The 19,748-nt window shown below is 69.8% G+C and carries 11 protein-coding genes and 1 pseudogene; 8 read left to right on the plus strand and 4 right to left on the minus strand.

Annotated elements, in window-relative coordinates:
- Window positions 1–105 precede the first annotated feature (105 nt).
- Window positions 106–2,283, minus strand: coding sequence for a catalase/peroxidase HPI (katG, locus tag ET495_RS12630; protein ID WP_129205093.1), 2,178 nt, complete (start codon window positions 2,281–2,283; stop codon window positions 106–108).
- 390 nt (window positions 2,284–2,673) lie between these two features.
- Window positions 2,674–3,234, minus strand: coding sequence for a Fur family transcriptional regulator (locus ET495_RS12635; protein ID WP_211340842.1), 561 nt, complete (start codon window positions 3,232–3,234; stop codon window positions 2,674–2,676).
- Between the two features lie 680 nt (window positions 3,235–3,914).
- On the opposite strand from ET495_RS12635, the gene ET495_RS12640 reads away from it, so the two are divergent.
- Both ET495_RS12640 and mgtE read left to right on the plus strand, forming a co-directional pair.
- A complete protein-coding gene (locus ET495_RS12640; RefSeq protein WP_245993064.1) occupies window positions 3,915–5,573 on the plus strand; it encodes an HNH endonuclease signature motif containing protein in 1,659 nt (552 codons plus the stop codon).
- Window positions 5,574–5,709: 136 nt separating this feature from the next.
- The gene (mgtE, locus tag ET495_RS12645; RefSeq protein ID WP_245993065.1) at window positions 5,710–7,119 is read left to right on the plus strand and encodes a magnesium transporter; all 1,410 of its coding nucleotides are present in this window, start codon (window positions 5,710–5,712) and stop codon (window positions 7,117–7,119) included.
- A gap of 39 nt (window positions 7,120–7,158) precedes the next feature.
- On the opposite strand, the gene poxB is transcribed toward mgtE, so the two are convergent.
- Window positions 7,159–8,922, minus strand: coding sequence for a ubiquinone-dependent pyruvate dehydrogenase (gene poxB / locus ET495_RS12650; RefSeq protein ID WP_129205094.1), 1,764 nt, complete (start codon window positions 8,920–8,922; stop codon window positions 7,159–7,161).
- 267 nt (window positions 8,923–9,189) lie between these two features.
- Window positions 9,190–9,738, minus strand: coding sequence for a TetR/AcrR family transcriptional regulator (locus ET495_RS12655; protein WP_129205095.1), 549 nt, complete (start codon window positions 9,736–9,738; stop codon window positions 9,190–9,192).
- Between the two features lie 755 nt (window positions 9,739–10,493).
- Between ET495_RS12655 and ET495_RS12660 the strand changes: the two genes are divergently transcribed.
- The 6 genes and pseudogenes from ET495_RS12660 (at window position 10,494) to ET495_RS12685 (ending at window position 19,288) form a co-directional block, all read left to right on the plus strand.
- Window positions 10,494–10,931 carry a hypothetical protein gene (locus ET495_RS12660; protein ID WP_129205096.1) on the plus strand — a complete coding sequence of 146 codons (438 nt, stop codon included), beginning with the start codon at window positions 10,494–10,496 and terminating at the stop codon, window positions 10,929–10,931.
- A gap of 217 nt (window positions 10,932–11,148) precedes the next feature.
- A complete protein-coding gene (locus tag ET495_RS12665; RefSeq protein ID WP_129205097.1) occupies window positions 11,149–11,883 on the plus strand; it encodes a glutamine amidotransferase in 735 nt (244 codons plus the stop codon).
- 284 nt (window positions 11,884–12,167) lie between these two features.
- Window positions 12,168–13,576, plus strand: a pseudogene (locus ET495_RS12670) (aldehyde dehydrogenase family protein).
- A 591-nt stretch (window positions 13,577–14,167) separates the two neighbouring features.
- Window positions 14,168–17,335, plus strand: coding sequence for a DUF7507 domain-containing protein (locus tag ET495_RS12675; RefSeq protein ID WP_162616473.1), 3,168 nt, complete (start codon window positions 14,168–14,170; stop codon window positions 17,333–17,335).
- A gap of 852 nt (window positions 17,336–18,187) precedes the next feature.
- Window positions 18,188–18,463 carry a hypothetical protein gene (locus ET495_RS12680; RefSeq protein ID WP_129205099.1) on the plus strand — a complete coding sequence of 92 codons (276 nt, stop codon included), beginning with the start codon at window positions 18,188–18,190 and terminating at the stop codon, window positions 18,461–18,463.
- 237 nt (window positions 18,464–18,700) lie between these two features.
- Complete coding sequence (locus ET495_RS12685; protein WP_129205100.1) at window positions 18,701–19,288, plus strand: class F sortase; 588 nt, start codon at window positions 18,701–18,703, stop codon at window positions 19,286–19,288.
- The last annotated feature ends 460 nt before the right edge of the window (window positions 19,289–19,748 follow it).

Raw genomic sequence — 19,748 nt, forward strand, 5'->3', positions numbered from 1 at the left:
GCCCCGCCTCAGCGGCCGGAGCCGCCAGGACGGGGCGTGACACGCATCCGGGGTGGGCACGTCGTGCGCAGCCACCCCGGATGCGGCGGGTTCAGATGCCGCGGATCAGCCGCGGATCAGGTCGAACCGGTCGGCGTTCATGACCTTGACCCACGCGGCGGCGAAGTCGCGCACGAACTTCTCCTTGGCGTCGTCGCTCGCGTAGACCTCGGCGAGCGCACGCAGCTCGGAGTTGGAGCCGAAGACCAGGTCGGCGCGCGTGCCGACCCACTTCTTCTCGCCCGTCACCCGGTCGGCGCCCTGGTAGGCGTGCTTGCCCGGGTCGAGCGCCGTCCACGCGGTGCCCATGTCGAGCACGTTGACAAACCACGCGTTGTCGAGCACGCCCGGCGTGTCGGTGAACACGCCGTAGTCCGAGCCGTCGTAGTTGGTGCCGAGCACGCGCAGGCCGCCGATGAGCACCGTCAGTTCGGGCGCCGAGAGGCCCAGCAGGTTCGCGCGGTCGATGAGCGAGTACTCCGCGGGCAGCGGCGACTTGCCCGAGTAGTTGCGGAACCCGTCCGCGAACGGCTCGAGCCACGCGAACTGGTCGAGGTCCGTCTGCTCCTGCGTCGCGTCGACACGACCCTGCGTGAACGGCACCTCGATCGTCACCCCCGCGGCCGCCGCGGCCTGCTCGATGCCCACACCACCGGCAAGCACGATGACGTCCGCGACGGACGCACCGGCGTCGGCGGCCAGGCGCTCGAGCACCGGCAGCACCTGGGCGAGCTGCGTCGGGTTGTTGACGTCCCACGAACGCTGCGGCTCCAGGCGCAGGCGACCGCCGTTGGCACCGCCGCGCTTGTCGGAGGCACGGTACGACGACGCCGCCGCCCACGCCGTCGAGACGAGCTGCGAGACCGTGAGGCCCGAGCCGGCGATCGCGGCCTTGAGGTCCGCGACCTGGGCGTCCGTCAGGTCCGCGAGGGTGCGGGCGGGCAGCGGGTCCTGCCAGATGAAGTCCTCGGCCGGGACCTCGGCGCCGCGGTAGCGCGCCTTCGGGCCCATGTCGCGGTGCGTGAGCTTGAACCAGGCACGAGCGAACGCGTCGGTGAGCGCGGCCTGGTCGTCCTTGAACTTGCGCGAGATCGGCTCGAACTCCGGGTCGAAGCGCAGCGCGAGGTCGCTCGTCAGCATGCGCGGCTCACGGCGGCCGTCGGAGTGGGCGAGCGGCACGAGATCGGCGCCGCCGTCGTTGACCGGACGCCACTGCTTGGCACCCGCGGGCGACTCCATGAGCTCCCACTCGTAGGCGAACAGGATGTGGAAGAACTCGTTGTCCCAGCGCGTCGGGTGGTAGGTCCAGGTGACCTCCAGGCCCGAGGTGATCGTGTCGTCGCCGACACCCGTGCCGAAGTTGTTCTTCCAGCCCAGACCCTGCATCTCCAGGTCGGCGGCCTCGGGCTCGGGCTCGAGGTTCGAGTCGGGCGCCGCGCCGTGGGTCTTGCCGAAGGTGTGGCCGCCCGCGATGAGCGCGACCGTCTCCTCCAGGTCCATGCCCATACGGGCGAACGTCTCCTTGATGTCCACCGCGGACGCCAGCGGGTCCGGGTTGCCGTTCGGGCCCTCGGGGTTGACGTAGATGAGGCCCATCTGGACGGCGGCCAGCGGCTCCTCCAGGTCACGCTCACCGGTGTAGCGCTTGTCCTCGAGCCAGACGGTCTCGGGGCCCCAGTACACGTCCTGGTCGGCCTCCCACACGTCGGCGCGGCCACCGCCGAAGCCCAGCACCGGCACACCCATGTCCTCCAGGGCGACGTTGCCCGCAAGGATCATGAGGTCGGCCCACGAGAGGTTCTGGCCGTACTTCTTCTTCACCGGCCACAGGACGCGGCGCGCCTTGTCGAGGCTCACGTTGTCCGGCCACGAGTTGAGCGGGGCGAACCGCTGCTGGCCCTCGCCGCCACCGCCGCGCCCGTCGTGCGAACGGTAGGTGCCGGCCGAGTGCCAGGCCATGCGGATGATCAGCGGGCCGTAGTTGCCGAAGTCGGCCGGCCACCACGGCTGCGAGTCGTGCAACGCGGCCTGGATGTCGGCCTTGACGGCGGCCAGGTCCAGCGACTCGAAGGCTGCGGCATAGTCGAAGTCCGCACCGAGCGGGTTCCCGACTGCAGGGTTCTTCGCCAGCATCTTGAGGTTGAGCTGGTTGGGCCACCAGCCCCGGTTACCGCCACCCTGCGTGGGGTGTGCGGCGCGGTCGCCGTGGATGACGGGGCACTGGCCCTCGGTGTTCTCCGACATGGGAGTCCTTCCGGTGGTGCGGGTGTGATCGGTCGTTGCTAGGCGTGCTGTCGTTGCAGATTCGTGGCTGTCTGGTGCGTTGCCGAACTGCGGCCGAACTGCGGCCGGGCGGCGGCAGGTGCGGCGTGGTCGGCTGGGTCTGTGGTCGGCTGGGTCTGTGGCTGGCCCGATCGGCGGCTGGCCCGATCGGTGGTCGGTCAGATCGGTGGTCCGTCAGATCGGTGGTCATTCAGATCGTGGTGGCGGGATCGGCGTCGGTCCCGGGGTGCTGCCGGTGGTGGCGTGAAGGATCAGGTGTCTGACCGGGCTTCGGCGACTGCGACAGCCCTGCGGCAGAGGTCGGTCTCCGAGAGCAGTGTCTACGGACTGTGTCGAGGTCTCGTCAGGCGGTCATGGGCTGGCGACCTTCAGTTTGGTGGCTTCGGTGTTGACGGCGTCGGTGTTGACGGCGTCGGTGTCGACGGCGTCGGTGTTGACGGCCTCAGGGCTGGCGGCCGCGCCGGCGCCGTCGGCGGACTCCGCAGGAGCAGACGTGGAGGCGCACTGCGGGCACACGCCCCAGTACACGACCTCGGCCTCGTCGATCTGGAACCCGTGGTCCTCCGACGGCGTCAAACAGATCGTCTCCCCTATCGCGCAGTCGACGTCGACGACCGCACCGCACGACCGACACACCAGGTGGTGGTGGTTGTCCCCGGTGCGCGTCTCGTAGCGGGCGACCGAGCCTGCCGGCTGGATGCGGCGCAGGATGCCGAGGTCGCTCAGCGTGCGCAGCGAGTCATAGACCGTCTGGTGCGAGACGTCGGGTATCGCCTCACGCACGGCAGCGATCACCGACTCGGTGTCCGGGTGGGCGAGTCGGTCGACGGCCGAGATGACGGCAAGGCGGGGCTTGGTGATGCGCAACGCGGCATCGCGCAGCATGACCCGGGCACCTTCCTCGCTGATCATGGCCCCACAGTGGCCCACTTTCTGGAATGAGTCAACTTTGTCCTGCCTCAGATGCCAAGCCTGTCGCGTGCTGGCACGACATGTCGCACCGTGTCGCTCTATGTCGCCTCATGGTCCTTTGCGGCGGCGGTCGCAGGGCCCGCACAGGGCCGTGCGGGGCTTGACGCGGGGTCGTACGCCGGGCGCTTTGCGCCGCACGCAGGGGCCGCATGCGCAGTGCCGTACGCAGGGCGCGTTGCGCCGTCTGAAGGGCCGTATGCGCAGTGCCGCCCGCATCCCGGTGCCGCCTCCTGGCCGCCTCTCGCGCTCGCCCCTCCGCCGCCCCTGCGCCTCCCCTGCGCCTCCCCCGATGGCCCGAGCCGCCGCCCATGGCCACACGACCGCCGCACGCGGTCGGCACGAGGTCGGCGCGACGCCAGACCGCGGCCAGGTCGCAGCCAGGTCGCGGCGGGTCGCGGCCGGGTCGCGGCCGGGTCGCAGCCGGACTGCGGCTCGTCGACGTCCTGCTCGCGGGCCCGTCCGCATCCTTCATCGCCGGCTCACCTCAGCGCGCCACGCTCGCGCTGTCCACAGATTCGCACTCCGACCTGGTCATTCGTACATGTGTTCGATAAACTCGTGCATGGTTCACGGCGAGCGCTGACACGGCAGATGACACGGCAGACGCTGAGCGCGCGTCCGTGCCACGCGAACTGGCCGAGCGCACCGGGGTGCGCGTGATCGAGGAGGTGCCCGTGACGGAGACGACGTCTCGTGACATCGCGCGCATGCTCCCCGACGACGCCGCCGGGCGCCTCGCCGAGGGCGTCGCGCTGCTGAGCGCGAGTGTCGAGGTGCTCACCGGTCTCGCCGCGTCGGGCGACCTGCACGACATTTCCGCCACCATCCTCGCGCGGGCCGAGCGCCAGGTCAGAGCGTTGGAGCACCGCCTGAGCGCTGTCCGGCTGTCGATTCTCCCGGTCGTGGAAGACGACGGCGCCTGGGCGCTCGACGGGTCCCGTTCCTTCCCGGCATGGCTCGCCCGGCACGACGACGTACCCCGCGGCGTCGCGAATCGCGAGTCCCGGCAGGCCCGTGCGTTGCGCGACGATCTGCCCGCGACCCTCGCTGCTGCCCTGGCGGGAACAGTCGGCTGTGACCAGGTGACCGCGATGGTCGCGGCCTGTACGACGACGGCTCGGGCCGCCGCGCTCGCCACGCCGGTGACCGGGCTCCCGACCCGCCTCGACGACGCCCCCGTGGCACCGCCTCCGACAGGTGAGGAGTTCCTTCTCGCTCAGGCCGCGCTGCACCCGATCAGCGGGTTCCAGCGGCTGGTCCGGCACTTCGCGCACGTGGCCGACCCCGATGCCGACGATCGCGGCTACCGTGGCGCCGTCGAACGCGAGTACCTCGAGCTGAGCCTGACGCTGGGCGGCTACCACGTCAGCGGGTTCCTCACCGAGGTGCATGGCGCTGCGCTGCGGACGGCCCTCGACGCCGTCGCCGGAGCACCCGCCGCAGACGACGAGCGCACGCCCACGCAGCGGCGGGCGCAGGCTCTGGCCGACCTCGCGCGGCTGGCGCTCGACAACGGCATGGTCGGCACGGGCGCGGCGGTGCGCCCGCACCTGAACGTCACGGTCTCGTGGACCGAGCTCCAGCGTCAGCTGGGCGTCGACGGCGATGCGCGCCGGGCCGGCAGGTCCAGCGCGGCCACAGGACCTGCCGGGTCTGCGCGGAGCGCAGGAGCACCACGAGCACCACGAGCACCACGAGCACCAGGAGCACCAGGAGCACCAGGAGGGGCGGGACCCGACTGCCGCGGCTGGACCGAGAGTGTCGACCCCGGGCCTGTCGGCGGCAGCACCCGTGATGACGACTTGTCGCGGCTGCTCGCACTGGACCGCACCCCGGCAGTCCTCGAGGGATCAACCGGTCCGCTGCCAGCCACGGTGCTGCGCGCGATTGCCTGCGACAGCGAGATCACACGAATCGTCTTCGGTCCCGACGGCCAGGTCCTCAACGTCGGCCGCGCTCAACGCACCATCACCGGTCAGCTCCGGCGCGCGGTCATCGCGCGCGACCGGCACTGCACCTATCCCGGCTGCGACCAGCCACCCTCGCGTTGCGACGTCCACCATGCCGAGCGCCACTGGGCGGCTCATCACGGCGAGACCTCGACGGCGAACGCCGCCCTTCTGTGCTGGCACCACCATTCCCTCGTCGACACGACGAGCATCACGATGCGCTGGCGCGCGCCCGCATCGGGCTCGACAGCCGGGTGGGAGTTCACCGACCGGCACGGCCGTCGCATCGAGCACCGCCCGTGGCGGTCCGGCGAGGGACGGCGCACATGACGCAGGGCCTGGAGTGGGAGGAGGACCGCCTCACACGGCTCTCGCGCGCCCAACGATCACCTGTGGGCCTTCGACACCATCGCCCCGGGCCACACCGCGCCAGAACCCGCACCCGGCAGGGACGATGGTGCTGCACGTGTCCGCGCCCACGGGGGAGCCCACCATGCCGCAGCCGGTCACCCATGCCACACCGCCCCCAGCACCGCACCGGGCTGGCGGGTCCGCTTCGTTGCGGACGCTTGTCGAGAACGGTGACTTCGCCGCCGCCCAGGACTGGCTGGTCACCCACCAGGTCTGGGAGGTGGTCGACGCCATCGACCGGATGGGCGCCGTCGACGCCGTCGCCGCGTTCCGGCTCCTTCCGTCGGACCGTGCGTTCGACGTCTTCGAGGACCTCGAGCCGAGCCGCCAGCAGGCGGTTCTCGAGGTGATGCGCGGCGCCGAGTTCAGCGCGTTCGTCGACTCGCTGGACCCGGACGACCGCGCCCGCATGCTCGGCGAGCTGCCCGCCAAGGTCGCCCGACGCGTTCTTGAGGGCCTCAGCCCGTCCGAGCGCACGATGACGGCGACACTGCTCGGCTACCCCGAGGACTCCGCGGGCAGGTACATGACGCCGCAGGTCGTGGTGCTCCATGAGCGCCTCACCGTCGCGGCCGCGCTCGCGCGGGTCCGCGAGCGCGGCGCGGACGCCGAGACCGTCTACACGCTTCCCGTCGTCGACGCCGAGCGCCGCCTCACCGGCGTCGTCGAGCTGCGTGAGCTGCTGCTGACCGACGACGCCGCCACGGTCGCCGACCTGGTCGTCACGCACCCCCCGCGCGTGCGGGCGACCGAGCCGGCCGAGGCCGCGGCGCGCCTCATGGCCGACTCCAACGTGCGTGACCTGCCGGTGGTCGACGCCGAGGACCGCCTGCTGGGGCTGCTCACCTTCGACGACGCCGACGAGGTCATCGAGGAGGCAGAGACCGAGGATGCGGCACGTCAGGGCGGTGCCCGCCGCTGGGAGGGCCACTACATGGCCGTCTCGGTGCTCCAGCTCGCCGGCACACGAGCCGTGTGGCTGGTGCTGCTGCTCGCCGTCTCGCTGCTGACGGTCACGGTCGCCTACGGGTTCGAGGAGGCGCTCGAAGAGGTGGCGGCGCTCGCCCTGTTCATCCCCCTGCTCATCGGGACGGGTGGCAAGGTCGGCACGCAGGCGTCGTCGGCGTGTGTTCGTGCGCTCGCGATCGGCGAGGTCAGGCCGTCCGACATCGCGCGTGTGACGCTGCGCGAGGCCGGGACGGGCCTGCTGCTCGGAACCGGCCTCGGAGTTCTCGCGATCGGCGCGGGCCTGTTCTTCGCCGGGCTCGACGTCGCGATCGTCGTCGGCGTGTCGCTGCTGCTGATCTGCCTGCTCGGCGCACTGGTCGGCGGTATCAGCCCGCTCGTGGCCCGACGTCTGGGGATCGACCCCGCGCTCGTGTCCGCGCCGGTCGTGACGACTGTCGTCGACGTGCTGGGGCTGCTGATCTACTTCGTCGTCGCGAGCCTCCTGCTGGGAATCTGACCCGAGGCACCTCGCCCCGCTCCTGGTTTCCGGCTGGGGTCAGAAGACCTGCCGCAGGTTCGCTCGTGTCAGGTCGACGAGCTCGTCTCCGCGTCCCGACAGCAGCGTGCGCAGCGTGTAGAGCGCGAAGCCCTTGGCCTGGTCGAGCTTGACCGACGGCGGGATGGTGAGTTCCTGACGCTCGGTCACGACGTCCACGAGCGCAGGCCCGTCGTAGGCGAACGCCTCCGCGAGGGCCCCCTTGAGGTCGGCCGACCGTTCCACCCGGAACGCCTTGAGCCCGGCGGCCTCGGCGATCGCGGCGAGCGACGGGTTCTTCAGGCCCGTGGTGTGGGTGACGAACCCGGCGGACTTCATCTCCAGCTCGACGAAGTTGAGCGACGAGTTGTTGAAGACGACGACCTTCACGGGCAGCTCGTTCTGCGTGAGCGTGAGCAGCTCGCCGAGCAGCATGGCGACCCCGCCGTCGCCCGAGAGCGTGACCACCTGGCGGCCGGTCGCGGCGGCCGCGCCGACGGCCTGCGGCACGGCGTTGGCCATCGAGCCGTGGATGAACGAGCCCAGCATCGAGCGCTTCCCGTTCATCGTCAGGTAGCGAGCAGCCCAGATGACGGGCGAGCCGACGTCGGGGATGAAGACGGCGTCGTCGGCTGCCAGCTCGTCGATGAGCCGCGCGACGTACTGCGGGTGCAGCGGCAGGTCGCCCTTGCGCGGGGTTGCGAGGTCGTCGAGCTTGGTGCGCGTCTTCGCATAGTGGGCGAGGGAGTCGTCGAGGTGCGCGCGATCGCGCGCCCGGTCGCGCGCCCGGTCCGGTTTCTGTCCCCGCGCGCTGCCGGCCTCGTCGAGCAGCGGCAGCAGCGCGTCGATCGTCTCGCCGACGTCGCCGACGAGGCCGAGCGTCAGCGGCACCCGTCGGCCGAGGTGCTCGCCGCGCAGGTCGATCTGGATGACCTTGGCCTTCTCGGGCAGGAACGCCCGGTAGGGGAAGTCGGTGCCGAGCATGAGCAGCGTGTCGGCGTCCTCCATGGCCCGGTACCCGGACGAGAACCCGAGCAGGCCCGTCATGCCGACGTCGTACGGGTTGTCATGCTCGACGAACTCCTTGGAGCGCAGCGTGTGGACGACGGGCGCGGCGAGCCTCTCCGCGAGCGCGACCACCTGGTCGTGCGCGTGCTGCGCACCGGCCCCGGCGAGGATCGTGACCCGCCCGGCGTCCGTGAGCAGCGCGGCGGCCTCTGCGAGCTCGGCCTGCGACGGCAGGATGCGCGGCGTCGTCGCCCGGATCGGGGTGACCGTCGTGTCCTCGGCCTCGGCGAGCGCGATGTCCCCGGGAATGACGACGACGGCGACGCCCCGCTTCTCGATCGCCGTCTGGATGGCGGTGCGCAGGATGCGCGGCATCTGCGTCGGCGACGAGACGTACTCCGAGTACACGGAGGCCTCCCGGAACAGCTCCTGCGGGTGCGTCTCCTGGAAGTAGCCGCTACCGATCTCGGCGGTCGGGATGTGCGCGGCGATCGCCAGCACGGGCACACGCGAACGCTGGGCGTCGAACAGACCGTTGATGAGGTGCAGGTTGCCGGGCCCGGCGCTGCCGACGGCGACGGCGATCTCGCCGGTGAGGGCGGCCTCGGCGCCGGCCGCGAACGCTGCCGCCTCCTCGTGGCGCACGTGCACCCAGTCGATGCCGGAACCGCGCAGCGCATCGGTGAAGCCGTTGAGGGAGTCGCCCGGGATGCCGTAGACGCGCTTCACGCCGGCTGCGACGAGGGTGTCGACCATGTTCTTGGCGACGGTGGTCATGATGTCCTTCTGTTCGGTAGACGGGTACTCAAAGACGACGGGTGCTCAAACACGACGGGCGCTCAAACACGACGGGCGCTCAAACACGACGGGCGCTCAGGGAACCGGGAGATCGTGGAAGACGGGCGCCTGTAGAAGACCGGCGTTCGTGGAAGACGGGTTCCCAGGGAATGCGGGGCGCTCAAGGAACATGAGGTGCTCCGGGACGGTCACCGCAGGGCCGCGCCACTGCCGACCGCCACCGGGGGAGCCAGCCGCGGACGGCGCCTACGTCGCCGTCCTGGATGCGGCGATGCCGGGCCAGACGAGGTCGCAGACCTGTTGCGCGAGTCCGGCGTCGAGCGGCGCGTGGCCCCAGACAAGCCGGTGGTAGACGGGGGCGAACAACGCGTCGACGACGAGGTCGGCGTCGACGTCCGCGCGCAGGTCGCCCTGTTCGATCCCCCTGCGGACGTGGTGGACGGCACTCTCTCGGCGCGGATCCATCCACTGGGCGAGCAGCGCGCGGCCCAGGCGCTCGTCGCTCGCTGCGGCGGCGAGGAGCTGGCGCAGCAGCGCCCCGGCGGGCGTGTCCCGCAACAACCGGACCAGTGCGTCGACCTGCAGGGTCAGCGCGTCGCGGACGGCCAGTCCGTCATCGAACTCGATGGACTCGTGGAAGCGCTCGAGCAGCGCCTCCGCGAGCACCGCGGCCGAAGACGGCCACCACTTGTAGATCGTGGTGCGCGACACGCCTGCACGGGAGGCGACCGCGTCGATGGTGGGGACGCACGCCGTGCCGAGTGCGAGGTCGGCCGCGGCATCGAGGACCGCCACGCGGGCGGCTTCCGAGCGGGGCCGTCCCGCGCGGGGCTGTTGCGCGGGGGTTGCTGCGAGCGGGGCTGTCGCGGGCCGGGTCGGCCAGAACTCGTGCCCGGCCGGTGCTCACTCGCCGCGGACGCGCCAGCCGCCGAGCCGTCAGCACCCGACTCAGTCACCGCAGGCGATGTCACCGCAGGCGATGTCACTACAGGCGGCGTCGTCACCGACGACGTCACCTCTTTCGCATTACTGGACACGCTGTTCACTATACTCCGCCCCGGTGGGGCCGAAGCCGGCGCGCACGTGGCGTGCGCGACACCACTCACGCGGCGGCGCCAGCCTGCTCGACCCGTCCGGGGCCCACCACCCGAACCCCACTCGGACACGCGAGCCGCTTTGCCGGCCCGACCGCTTGGCCGATCCACCCGATCCACCCGGTCCACCCGGTCCACCCGATCCACCCGATCCACCCGATCCACCCGAGGAGTCTGGTTGCGGGGTCCGGTTGCGGGGCTGGATTGGCCCAGGACCGCCTTCACTCCGGGGATAGCACTGCAGTGAGAAAGGAGTGCGGGATCACGACTCTGCGGCCGCAGCACTGGTGGCGCCCCGGCCCCGCGGTCGTGCGAATGCCGCGCGCACGACACACGCTATAATCGTCTGATCACCCCGCCTTGTCGCTTGTTCCGCAACGTGAAACCGTCCACTCGGGTTGATAGCGCCGCAATCGCGGAGAGCACCCCGATGCGCAGTGAGGATGGTCCGCACACATGAACAGAGTGATCACCTCGGCGGTGGTGGCGGTGGCCGCGGCGGCAGTGGTCATGTCCGTTGCCGGATGCACCGGGGAAGCCGCCAAGGACGCCGAGCTGGCGACCGGATACGCCAATCTGACGACTGCGCTGACGAAGGTCGGCGACCAGTTCGACGACACTCCCACCCGGGAAGAGTTCAACGCGGCCGCCAAGGAGTTGGGGGTCGACGTCACCATGGAGCGCTCCACGGAACAGGGTGGATGCCTGACAAGCAATGGCTTCACCGTCAACTCCACTCCTGCCGGAATGTTCTTCAGCAGGTCTGGGTGCGTGACGTCGAACAATGAATCGGATGTGGTCCTCAGTCCGACCGGCAGCGTCATCAAAGGCGCGGCAATACGCGCACAGGTCCGGGAGCTTATCCAGGGTGCCTCATCGTCACCAACACCCTGAAGTAGTACTGCCGTAGCACCGACGTAGAACTGAGGCAGGCGTCGGCTCTGGGTCGGCTCAGGGTGACCCGCGACCATGGCCCGTCAGCGGGCGACACGTGTTTGCCTTCCGCCAGGGACCCGCGCAATGTGGGGAACGTGGGCGTGAGGCCGCATGGTCCGCCCTGCCGGGTTCGTGTCCCGAGCCTGGTGCGGTCCCTCAGCAACGTTGGTGCACCATGAAGCCCTTTCTGCTGCTCGCGACCCGCGAGCAGGACGACGCCGCCGACGGTGAGTACGGTGCCGTGCTCCGCTACGGGGGCCTTGCGACCGACCGCGTGCATCGCGTCCGCCTCGAACAGGCGCCCATGCCGCGCGTCGACCTCGCCGACTACTCGGGTGTCATCGTGGGCGGCGGCCCGTTCAACGCCTCAGACCCGGCGGAGTCCAAGTCCGCCGTCCAGAGGCGGGTCGAGCGCGAGTTCGCGGTGCTGCTCGACGAGGTCGTCGACCGCGACTTCCCCTTCCTGGGCCTGTGCTACGGCGTCGGCACCCTCGGAACGCACGAGGGCGCCGTCGTCGACCGCACGTACGGCGAGATCATCGGCCCCGTCACGATCGAACTCACACCCGACGGCGCCGCCGACCCGCTGCTGGCCGGGCTCCCGCCACGCTTCGATGCACTCGTCGGGCACAAGGAGGCCGTCCGCGACCTGCCCCCGCACGCCGTGCGGCTCGCGTCGTCGTCGGGCTGCCCCGTGCAGATGTTCCGCGTCCGCAGCAACCTGTACGCGACGCAGTTCCACCCGGAGCTCGACGTCGAGGGACTCCGGGAACGCATCACGATCTACCGCGACCACGGGTACTTCGCGCCCGAGGAGTACCAGGAGACGCTGGACCGGGCGTCGTCGCGCACGATCATGCACCCCCACCGCATCCTGCGGGCCTTCGTCGAGCGCTACGCCGGAGACTGACCCGGCAACCGACGGCGGCAGCGAGGCGTCCGTGGGTAGCGGGCCTGGTTCCACGGCTCGCCGCGCCGCGCCCCGATCCCGGGCGGACGCCTGTCGGCCAGACCGAGATCAAGGACCGTGCACCCGTGGGCATCCTCCGTGCGCGTAGATCCAAGCCGTGGCACCGGCTCCTTCCCGATACTGACCGCGTGCCGACCCCGTGCCGACCGCCCCGCGCTCGGCCGCCCGACACCACGCAGCGCAGTCCAGCCCACAGCCCACAGCCCGCCTGGAAGGGACCCCTCATGACCACCATCACGTCCGGCCTGCTCGATCGTGTGAGCGTCGTCGGCGGGCGCGCGATCCCGGACGCCGCCACCGGCGAGGTCCTGGGCTTCACGGCAGAGCACACCGTCGAGGACCTTGAGACGGCGGTGGACCGCGCCCGAGCCGCCCAGCCGGGGTGGGCGGCGCTGCCCGCCGCTCGGCGTGGCGAACTGCTGCACGACGCCGCCAACCGCATCGGCGCCCACGCCGAAGAGCTCGCGGCGCTCGTCTCACGCGAGCAGGGCAAGCCGCTCAACGGCCTCGGCGCGCGCATGGAGGTCGGCGCATGCCAGGGCTGGCTTCACGCCAACGCGGACCTCGAGGTTCCGGTCGAGGTGCTGGTCGACGACGACGAGAACTACTCGGAGCTGATCTACCGCCCGGCCGGCGTCGTCGGGGCGATCGGGCCGTGGAACTGGCCCCTCATGATCACGATCTGGCAGATCGCGCCCGCGCTCAAGATGGGCAACACCGTCGTCGTCAAGCCCAGCGAGTACACGCCGCTGGCGGTGCAGGCGATGATCGCGCTGATCAACGACGTGCTGCCGGCCGACGTGCTGCATGTGGTCTCAGGCGGCCGTGACGTCGGCGCGGCGATGGCCGAGCACCCAGGCTTCGACAAGCTCATGTTCACGGGGTCGACGCGGACGGGCCAGGCGATCGTGCGTGCGTCGGCCGGGCACCTGCCGCGCCTGACGCTGGAGCTGGGCGGCAACGACGCCGGCATCGTGCTGCCGGGCACCGACCTGGAAAAGCACGCCGACAACCTGTTCTGGGCGCATTCATCAACACCGGTCAGACGTGCGCGGCGCTGAAGCGGCTCTATGTGCATGAGTCGCAGTACGAGGACGTCGTGCGGCTGCTCGCCGCCAAGGCCGAGAGCTCACCGATGGGTCCCGGGATCGACGAGGCAAGCCTGCTGGGCCCCTTGCAGAACCCCGCGCAGTTCGCCATCGTCAAGCGGCTCGTCGACGACGCCCGCGATCGCGGGGCCCGCATCGTCACCGGCGGCGAGCCGGCACCCGAGCTCGGCGCGAACTTCTACCGCGCGACGATCGTCGCCGACGCGACCGACGGCATGCCGCTGGTCGACGAGGAGCAGTTCGGTCCAGCCCTGCCGATCATCAAGTACGGCGACGTCGAGGACGCTATCCGTGCGGCCAACGCCCTCGATGCCGCGCTCGGCGCAAGCGTGTGGTCCGACGACCCGGCGGCGGCACGTGAGGTCGCGCTGCGCCTCCAGGCGGGAACCGTCTGGATCAACAAGCACGGCGGCATTCACCCGCTGGTGCCGTTCGGCGGGATCAAGGGCTCGGGCTACGGCCTGGAGTTCGGCGTGGAGGGCCTCAAGTCGGTCGCGGTGCCGACGGTCGTCACCAGCCGCTGACGGCGCAGCCATTCGCCGGCCGATCGGCCGGCACCCGGCCTTCGCAGAGCACGTCCCCGCGGCACGGACGGGCAGGACGGGCAGGACGTGCACCTCGGCGGGCCGTCACCGCTGGTTCGCTTCGAGGACCACGCTCCGAGGCCCACGCTCCGAGGGTCCCGTGGAGCGACAAGGCGGTGGCGCGCCTGCTCGCACGCACACGCGGTGAACCTCCCCTGCACGTTTGGCGATCGCGCTGTTCGCCTGGGTTCGACACCACTGAGGCTGTCCCCATCTGGCCGCAACCCACCCCCGCCAGGACCGGATCCTTCCGCATCGCAGTCACGCGCGCCGCGGGCACGTTGGCGACGTCCTGCGTTACCTGGTTCGCGCTTGACATCGCCGCTACCCATCCCGCGCGCCGTCACTACGCGGAATGTCGTCCGAACTACTGGGTTCGCCTAGCGGAAGACGTATGCGACGGGCTTCTCACGGGCCGCAGGCAATTCTCGCGAAACCGACGCCTAGCCTGAAGTCCGAATAAAGATGGTTACAAGTGACTCGAAACCCGAGCTTTCCAAGAATCGCTCTCGGCGCCGGCCCACACCTCTCGTGCCGGTCGCAATCGTTCTCACGCTGGTCGGCGGGGCGCTAGGCGTTGCTGACGCAACCGCCGAACCGCGCGCTGCCGGGTCGCACTTGGTCACCGAGTCGTTCACCGGCGCGGTGGTCGCGGATCCCAAGTTCATCGGCCTGGGCAGCGCATGTCTCACGGGCGCGGAAGCCAATTCCAGCGCTCCTGACGGGGCGTCAAACCTGAGCGACTGCGACGACTACCAGGTCGGCCCTGTGCCGTCACAGGGTTCTGGCGCGAGCCTCGCCGGATGGCTGCAGTTGACCGATGCCAGCGGGGGCAACATGAACAACGACAACAACGGCGCCGGAGCCTCGGCCTCCCGCGCTGGAGGGGTGCTGTTCAACCAGGCGCTGCCGGCCTCCGCCGGATTGCACGTGGAGTTCGATCAGGCTCAGTACGGCGGATTCGTCAACTCAACCCAAGGCGCACCCGAGGAGGAGCACCGCAACTGGGGTGCCGACGGCATCAGCTTCTTCCTGACCAACGGCAACTTCACGCTCAGCCAGACCGGAGCGCCCGGCGGCTCCCTCGGGTACAGCCAGTCCCAGAGCCGGCCGGGCGTGGCCGGCGCATTCCTCGGGATCGGTCTAGATGCGTGGGGCAACTTCTCTCGCAACTACACCGGGCAGGGAGCCGGGTGTGAAGACAGAGACCTAAGTCCGGGCAATGCCGGCCGCCTGCAAGACTCGATCGCAGTGCGTGGTGCCGGCTGGCGTGACGGCAACGATGAATGGACCCAGGGCTACTGTCTGCTCGAGGCGAAGCAACTCACCTCGCCAGACCTGACACTGCGCGAGCCGTGGAACTCCGCGCTGGGAGGTTCGCCGGATCCCGTCGTCCGCGACGCCTTTGCTGAGCAGGCGCAACGACGCATCGTGATCGAAATCTCACCGACGAACGCCGACGGTTCGGCGACCGCGACCGTCGGGTTCTGGGTCGGCGAGAGCATGATCCCCGTCCTCACTGCGAATGTGGAGAATGTGCCGGCAACGTACAAGTTCGGCTTCGCCTCGTCCACAGGCAACGCGGGCGACGTCCATCTTCTGCGCAACCTGGAGATCAGCACGATCAACGAGCTGACGGGTTTGACACTGGTGAAGCAGGAGGACCTGGCGAGTCCGTTGTATTCCGCGGAGGGATATAAAGCGGGCGACCAGATCCCCTACGTCTTCACCGTCACCAATACCGGACAAGAGCCGATCCAAGATCTCGAACTGGTGGACGACCGCGCCGATGGCATCGTGTGCGAGAGCCTCACCCTCGGCCCCGCAGGCAAAGCCAACTCCTCGGTCACTTGCACCGGAACACACACGGTCACCCCCGAGGAAGCCACAAATTCCACTGAGTTCACGAACACCGCACGGGCCAAGGGAATCGCTGATCCCTCTGGTGACATCGAGTCGAATGACGACTCGGTCACCGTCCCGCTGATTGCTCCGTCACCTAAACTGGAACTGAAGAAGAACGCCCGCCTGAACGACGCGAACGGCAACGGCCTCGGCGACGTCGGTGAGACCGTCACCTACACCTTCGAGGTCACCAACAGAGGGAACGTCACCCTGGCACCCGTCACGATCACCGACGAGATGCTGGGCCTGACCGGGCAGGAATGCGTTTCCACACTCGCCCCCGGCGTGACAGCATCGTGCGCCACGTCAGGCACCTACACGATCACCCAGGACGACCTCGGCAAGAACCTGAAGAACACGGCAATCGCAACAGGCACCCCGATAACAGACGCCCCGGGCGCAAACGCGAGCCCCGCGCAGGACGAGGCGTCCACGACAACCAGCACGAGTCCTCCAGCACCAGCACCTGCACTGGACCTGAAGAAGCACGCCTCCCTGAACGACGCGAACGGCAACGGCCTCGGCGACGTCGGTGAGACCGTCACCTACACCTTCGAGGTCACCAACACCGGGAACGTCACCCTGGCACCCGTCACGATCACCGACGAGATGCTGGGCCTGACCGGGCAGGAATGCGTTTCCACACTCGCCCCCGGCGTGACAGCATCGTGCGCCACGTCAGGCACCTACACGATCACCCAGGACGACCTCGGCAAGAACCTGAAGAACACGGCAATCGCAACCGGCACCCCGATAACAGACGCCCCGGGCGCAAACGCGAGCCCCGCGCAGGACGAGGCGTCCACGACAACCAGCACGAGTCCTCCAGCACCTGCACTGGACCTGAAGAAGCACGCCTCCCTGAACGACGCGAACGGCAACGGCCTCGGCGACGTCGGTGAGACCGTCACCTACACCTTCGAGGTCACCAACACCGGGAACGTCACCCTGGCACCCGTCACGATCACCGACGAGATGCTGGGCCTGACCGGGCAGGAATGCGTTTCCACACTCGCCCCCGGCGACACGGCACCGTGCGCCACGTCAGGCACCTACACGATCACCCAGGACGACCTCGGCAAGAACCTGGTGAACACGGCAATCGCAACCGGCACCCCGGGAACAGACACCCCGGAAACAGGCACCCCGGGCGCAAACGCGAGCCCCGCGCAGGACGAGGCGTCTACGACAACCAGCACGAGTCCTCCAGCACCTGCACTGGACCTGAAGAAGCACGCCTCCCTGAACGACGCGAACGGCAACGGCCTCGGCGACGTCGGTGAGACCGTCACCTACACCTTCGAGGTCACCAACACCGGGAACGTCACCCTGGCACCCGTCACGATCACCGACGAGATGCTGGGCCTGACCGGGCAGGAATGCGTTTCCACACTCGCCCCCGGCGACACGGCACCGTGCGCCACGTCAGGCACCTACACGATCACCCAGGACGACCTCGGCAAGAACCTGGTGAACACGGCGATCGCAGCAGGCACCCCGGAGGCAGGCACCCCGGGCGCAAACGCTGGCCCCGCCGTCGACTCAGACACCGTCGAGACTCCTGTGCGTGCGCCGGCCCCGCCGACTGGCTCTCCTGACGACGGCATCGGCCCCGTGGTGCACACCGGGGGAATGGCTGCTGACCGGAGCAGCTCCAGCCCGACCTCGCTCGCCCTGCTCGCCGCAGGCGTGACATTGGCTCTTGCGGGTGTGACCATCGCGCGTCATCGCCGCGGATTGCCGAAACGCCGCGCTGACGAGTTCACCCACATCGACCGCGGGTCGCGGCGGTGAAACGGTGGCCGCAGGGCTGCCGTCGGCGGTAACCGCCCGGCGTCGCCGAGCCTCTGACGAGCTCCTCGCTCGTCAGGGGCTCGGCGTGCTGGCCGGTAACACGTTCGCGGACAAGCTCGTTGCCCAGCTCAAGGTCGACATCGGCGTCGCCCGTTCCCCTCTGCGCCCGTTCGCGAGGACGAAACCCGAGCCCCCGCTTTCTGCGGTCTTCGGTTCCACTGCCGACACCCTCCGCTTCACGCAGAAGTCCTTCCTCCACGACACCCACGAGCACAGGTGCTCCGGGGCCGGGTGGCACACCCCCGCCAGCGATCACCCCGCCAGCGATCACCCCGCCAGCGATCAGCATGGCGTCGCGATCCGGACCGACAGCCACTCACGAGAGGCCCTGACAGAGACTCTCCGACGACACCTCTCGCAACCATCTTGGCTGATCTCAAGTGACCACTTGGGTCCCCTGGTGTCATCCACGACGCCTTTCGCGCGTCCCTTAGTGCGAAGGGGAACAAGGCGGGCCGAGATCAGTGTCGGCGTCCGTTCGTCCCCCTCAGCCCCGCCGCGAAAGCAGCGTCCGCACGATACCGACACCGACACCGATGCCGTTGCGAGCGGACCCGGGCGTGGCAGCAGGTGTGGCAACGGGTGCGACACGGATGTGACGACGGCAGGTGGTGGACAGTGCTTGCGGTGACCGACAGAGGGCTCGCCATGGTCGACTCACTGTCGTGCGACGTCTGCGAAGCCTCCTTGGGTGCGGGCTGTGACTCAAGCCTGCACCTGGGGTGGGCCGCCCATGAGGTGGGGTGCGACTACTGCGGAGCCACCCGGGGGCAGATCTGCGACCACTCCTGCGTGCTGAGGATCGTCCCCGCCTCCGTGCTGCGTGACACTCCGATGCTGCGAAACCATTCGCTCGACCGCCTGGTGGCCCTCTCCGAGAGCTACACGTGCCGGATCTGCCGACGGCTCCACTGCTGCGAGTACTGCGACGCGAGCAAGCACGCCGCCTGGTGTGCCGCGTTCACCGACTGCGCGCAGTGCGGCGCACCCGTCGGCGAGGACTGCCTGGTCGATTGCACGCTGAGCGAGCTCGTGGGCAGCGTCGCTCACGTCGTGCAGGCCGGCTGACGGATGGACGAGCAGACACGCGGTACGGCACCGGACTGGGCACCGGACTGGGCACCGGTCAGGGGGGCCGCCGAGCAGCATGCTCCGTCGCGCGGCGGGGCACCTACGCTGACCGACGCGGCCCCGGCGACGGCGCCGCCCCGGGCCGAACGCCGTCGGCGGCGGCGCTCGGAGCGGCGGCGCACGGGGTCGGGGTGGATCGTCGCGCTCCTGGTGCTGGGCGGAGGGCTGGGCGGCGTGGGCGCGGCCGGCCTGCTCGACAGCATGGACACGCACAGGCAGCAGGCGGACCTTCCGCGTGACCTGGCCGGGAGCCCGGTGCGCCTCGAAGAGGGCACCGAGCCTTCGGAGGAGCAGGTGCGACAGATGCAGGCGGTTGCTGACGACGGCGCACGTTTCGAGGTCCCGCAAGTGGGCCTCGACGTGCCGCTCGGCGCGCTCTCCGAGGTGGACGGACAGATCGTGCCGCCCGGGTTCCAGTCTGCCTATCGCGTGCGCAACCGCGGCGTCCCTGTTGAGGAGGCCGAGAACGGCACCGTCTTCGTCGTGATGCACTCGCTGCGCGGGCGCGGTCAGGCCCCCGGCGACTATCTGGCGGACCGGGAGACTGGCAGCTCACGCGTCGCGCCTGGAGACACCGTCCGGGTCGAGGACCGCGTCTACGCGGTGACGAGCTCGAGGCTGATCGACAAGGCGGACCTGCCCGCCGCCGACGAGGTCTGGACCGCTGAGCCAGGTCGGCTGGTCATCGTCACCTGCATGCAGCGCCCCGACGGCGCCGCCTCGCTGCAGAACCTGGTCATCTTCGCCTCGCTGGCGGCCTGAGCCTTCCGTGTGTCGTGCGCGCCACACGCGCACGACCTCGTCGGCGGCCCGACCTTTACACGCGCCCTGAACACAGGCCCGCTGACGCGCCCTGGTGACGCATCCCGGTGACGCATCCCGGGGACGCAGCCCGGTGACGCAGGCTTGAGGCGAGGTTCTGAGGCTCGGACCTGGGACCCCGCGAGTCCCAAACCCGGGCACCACCCCGGGCGCCGACCCTACTGCCGACCCGACTGCCGACCCGGGCGCCTGCGCGCTTTCGGCCTGCCATCGGCGCGCGGCGGGGCCGGCCATCGCTCAGGGCAACTGTGCTTTATCTGGACGTTTCTTGTGCAAGACTGGGGTACGCATAGCGAGATTCCTGACCACCCGCAATGTGGCGTGGCTCACATTGAGATGGTGTCATTCGAGCCTGCCCGCGGCCATCACATCGGTGCGTCGGGCTGTCCGGCGCGCATGG

It is taken from the genome of Xylanimonas allomyrinae, from assembly GCF_004135345.1.
Classification (GTDB): domain Bacteria; phylum Actinomycetota; class Actinomycetes; order Actinomycetales; family Cellulomonadaceae; genus Xylanimonas; species Xylanimonas allomyrinae.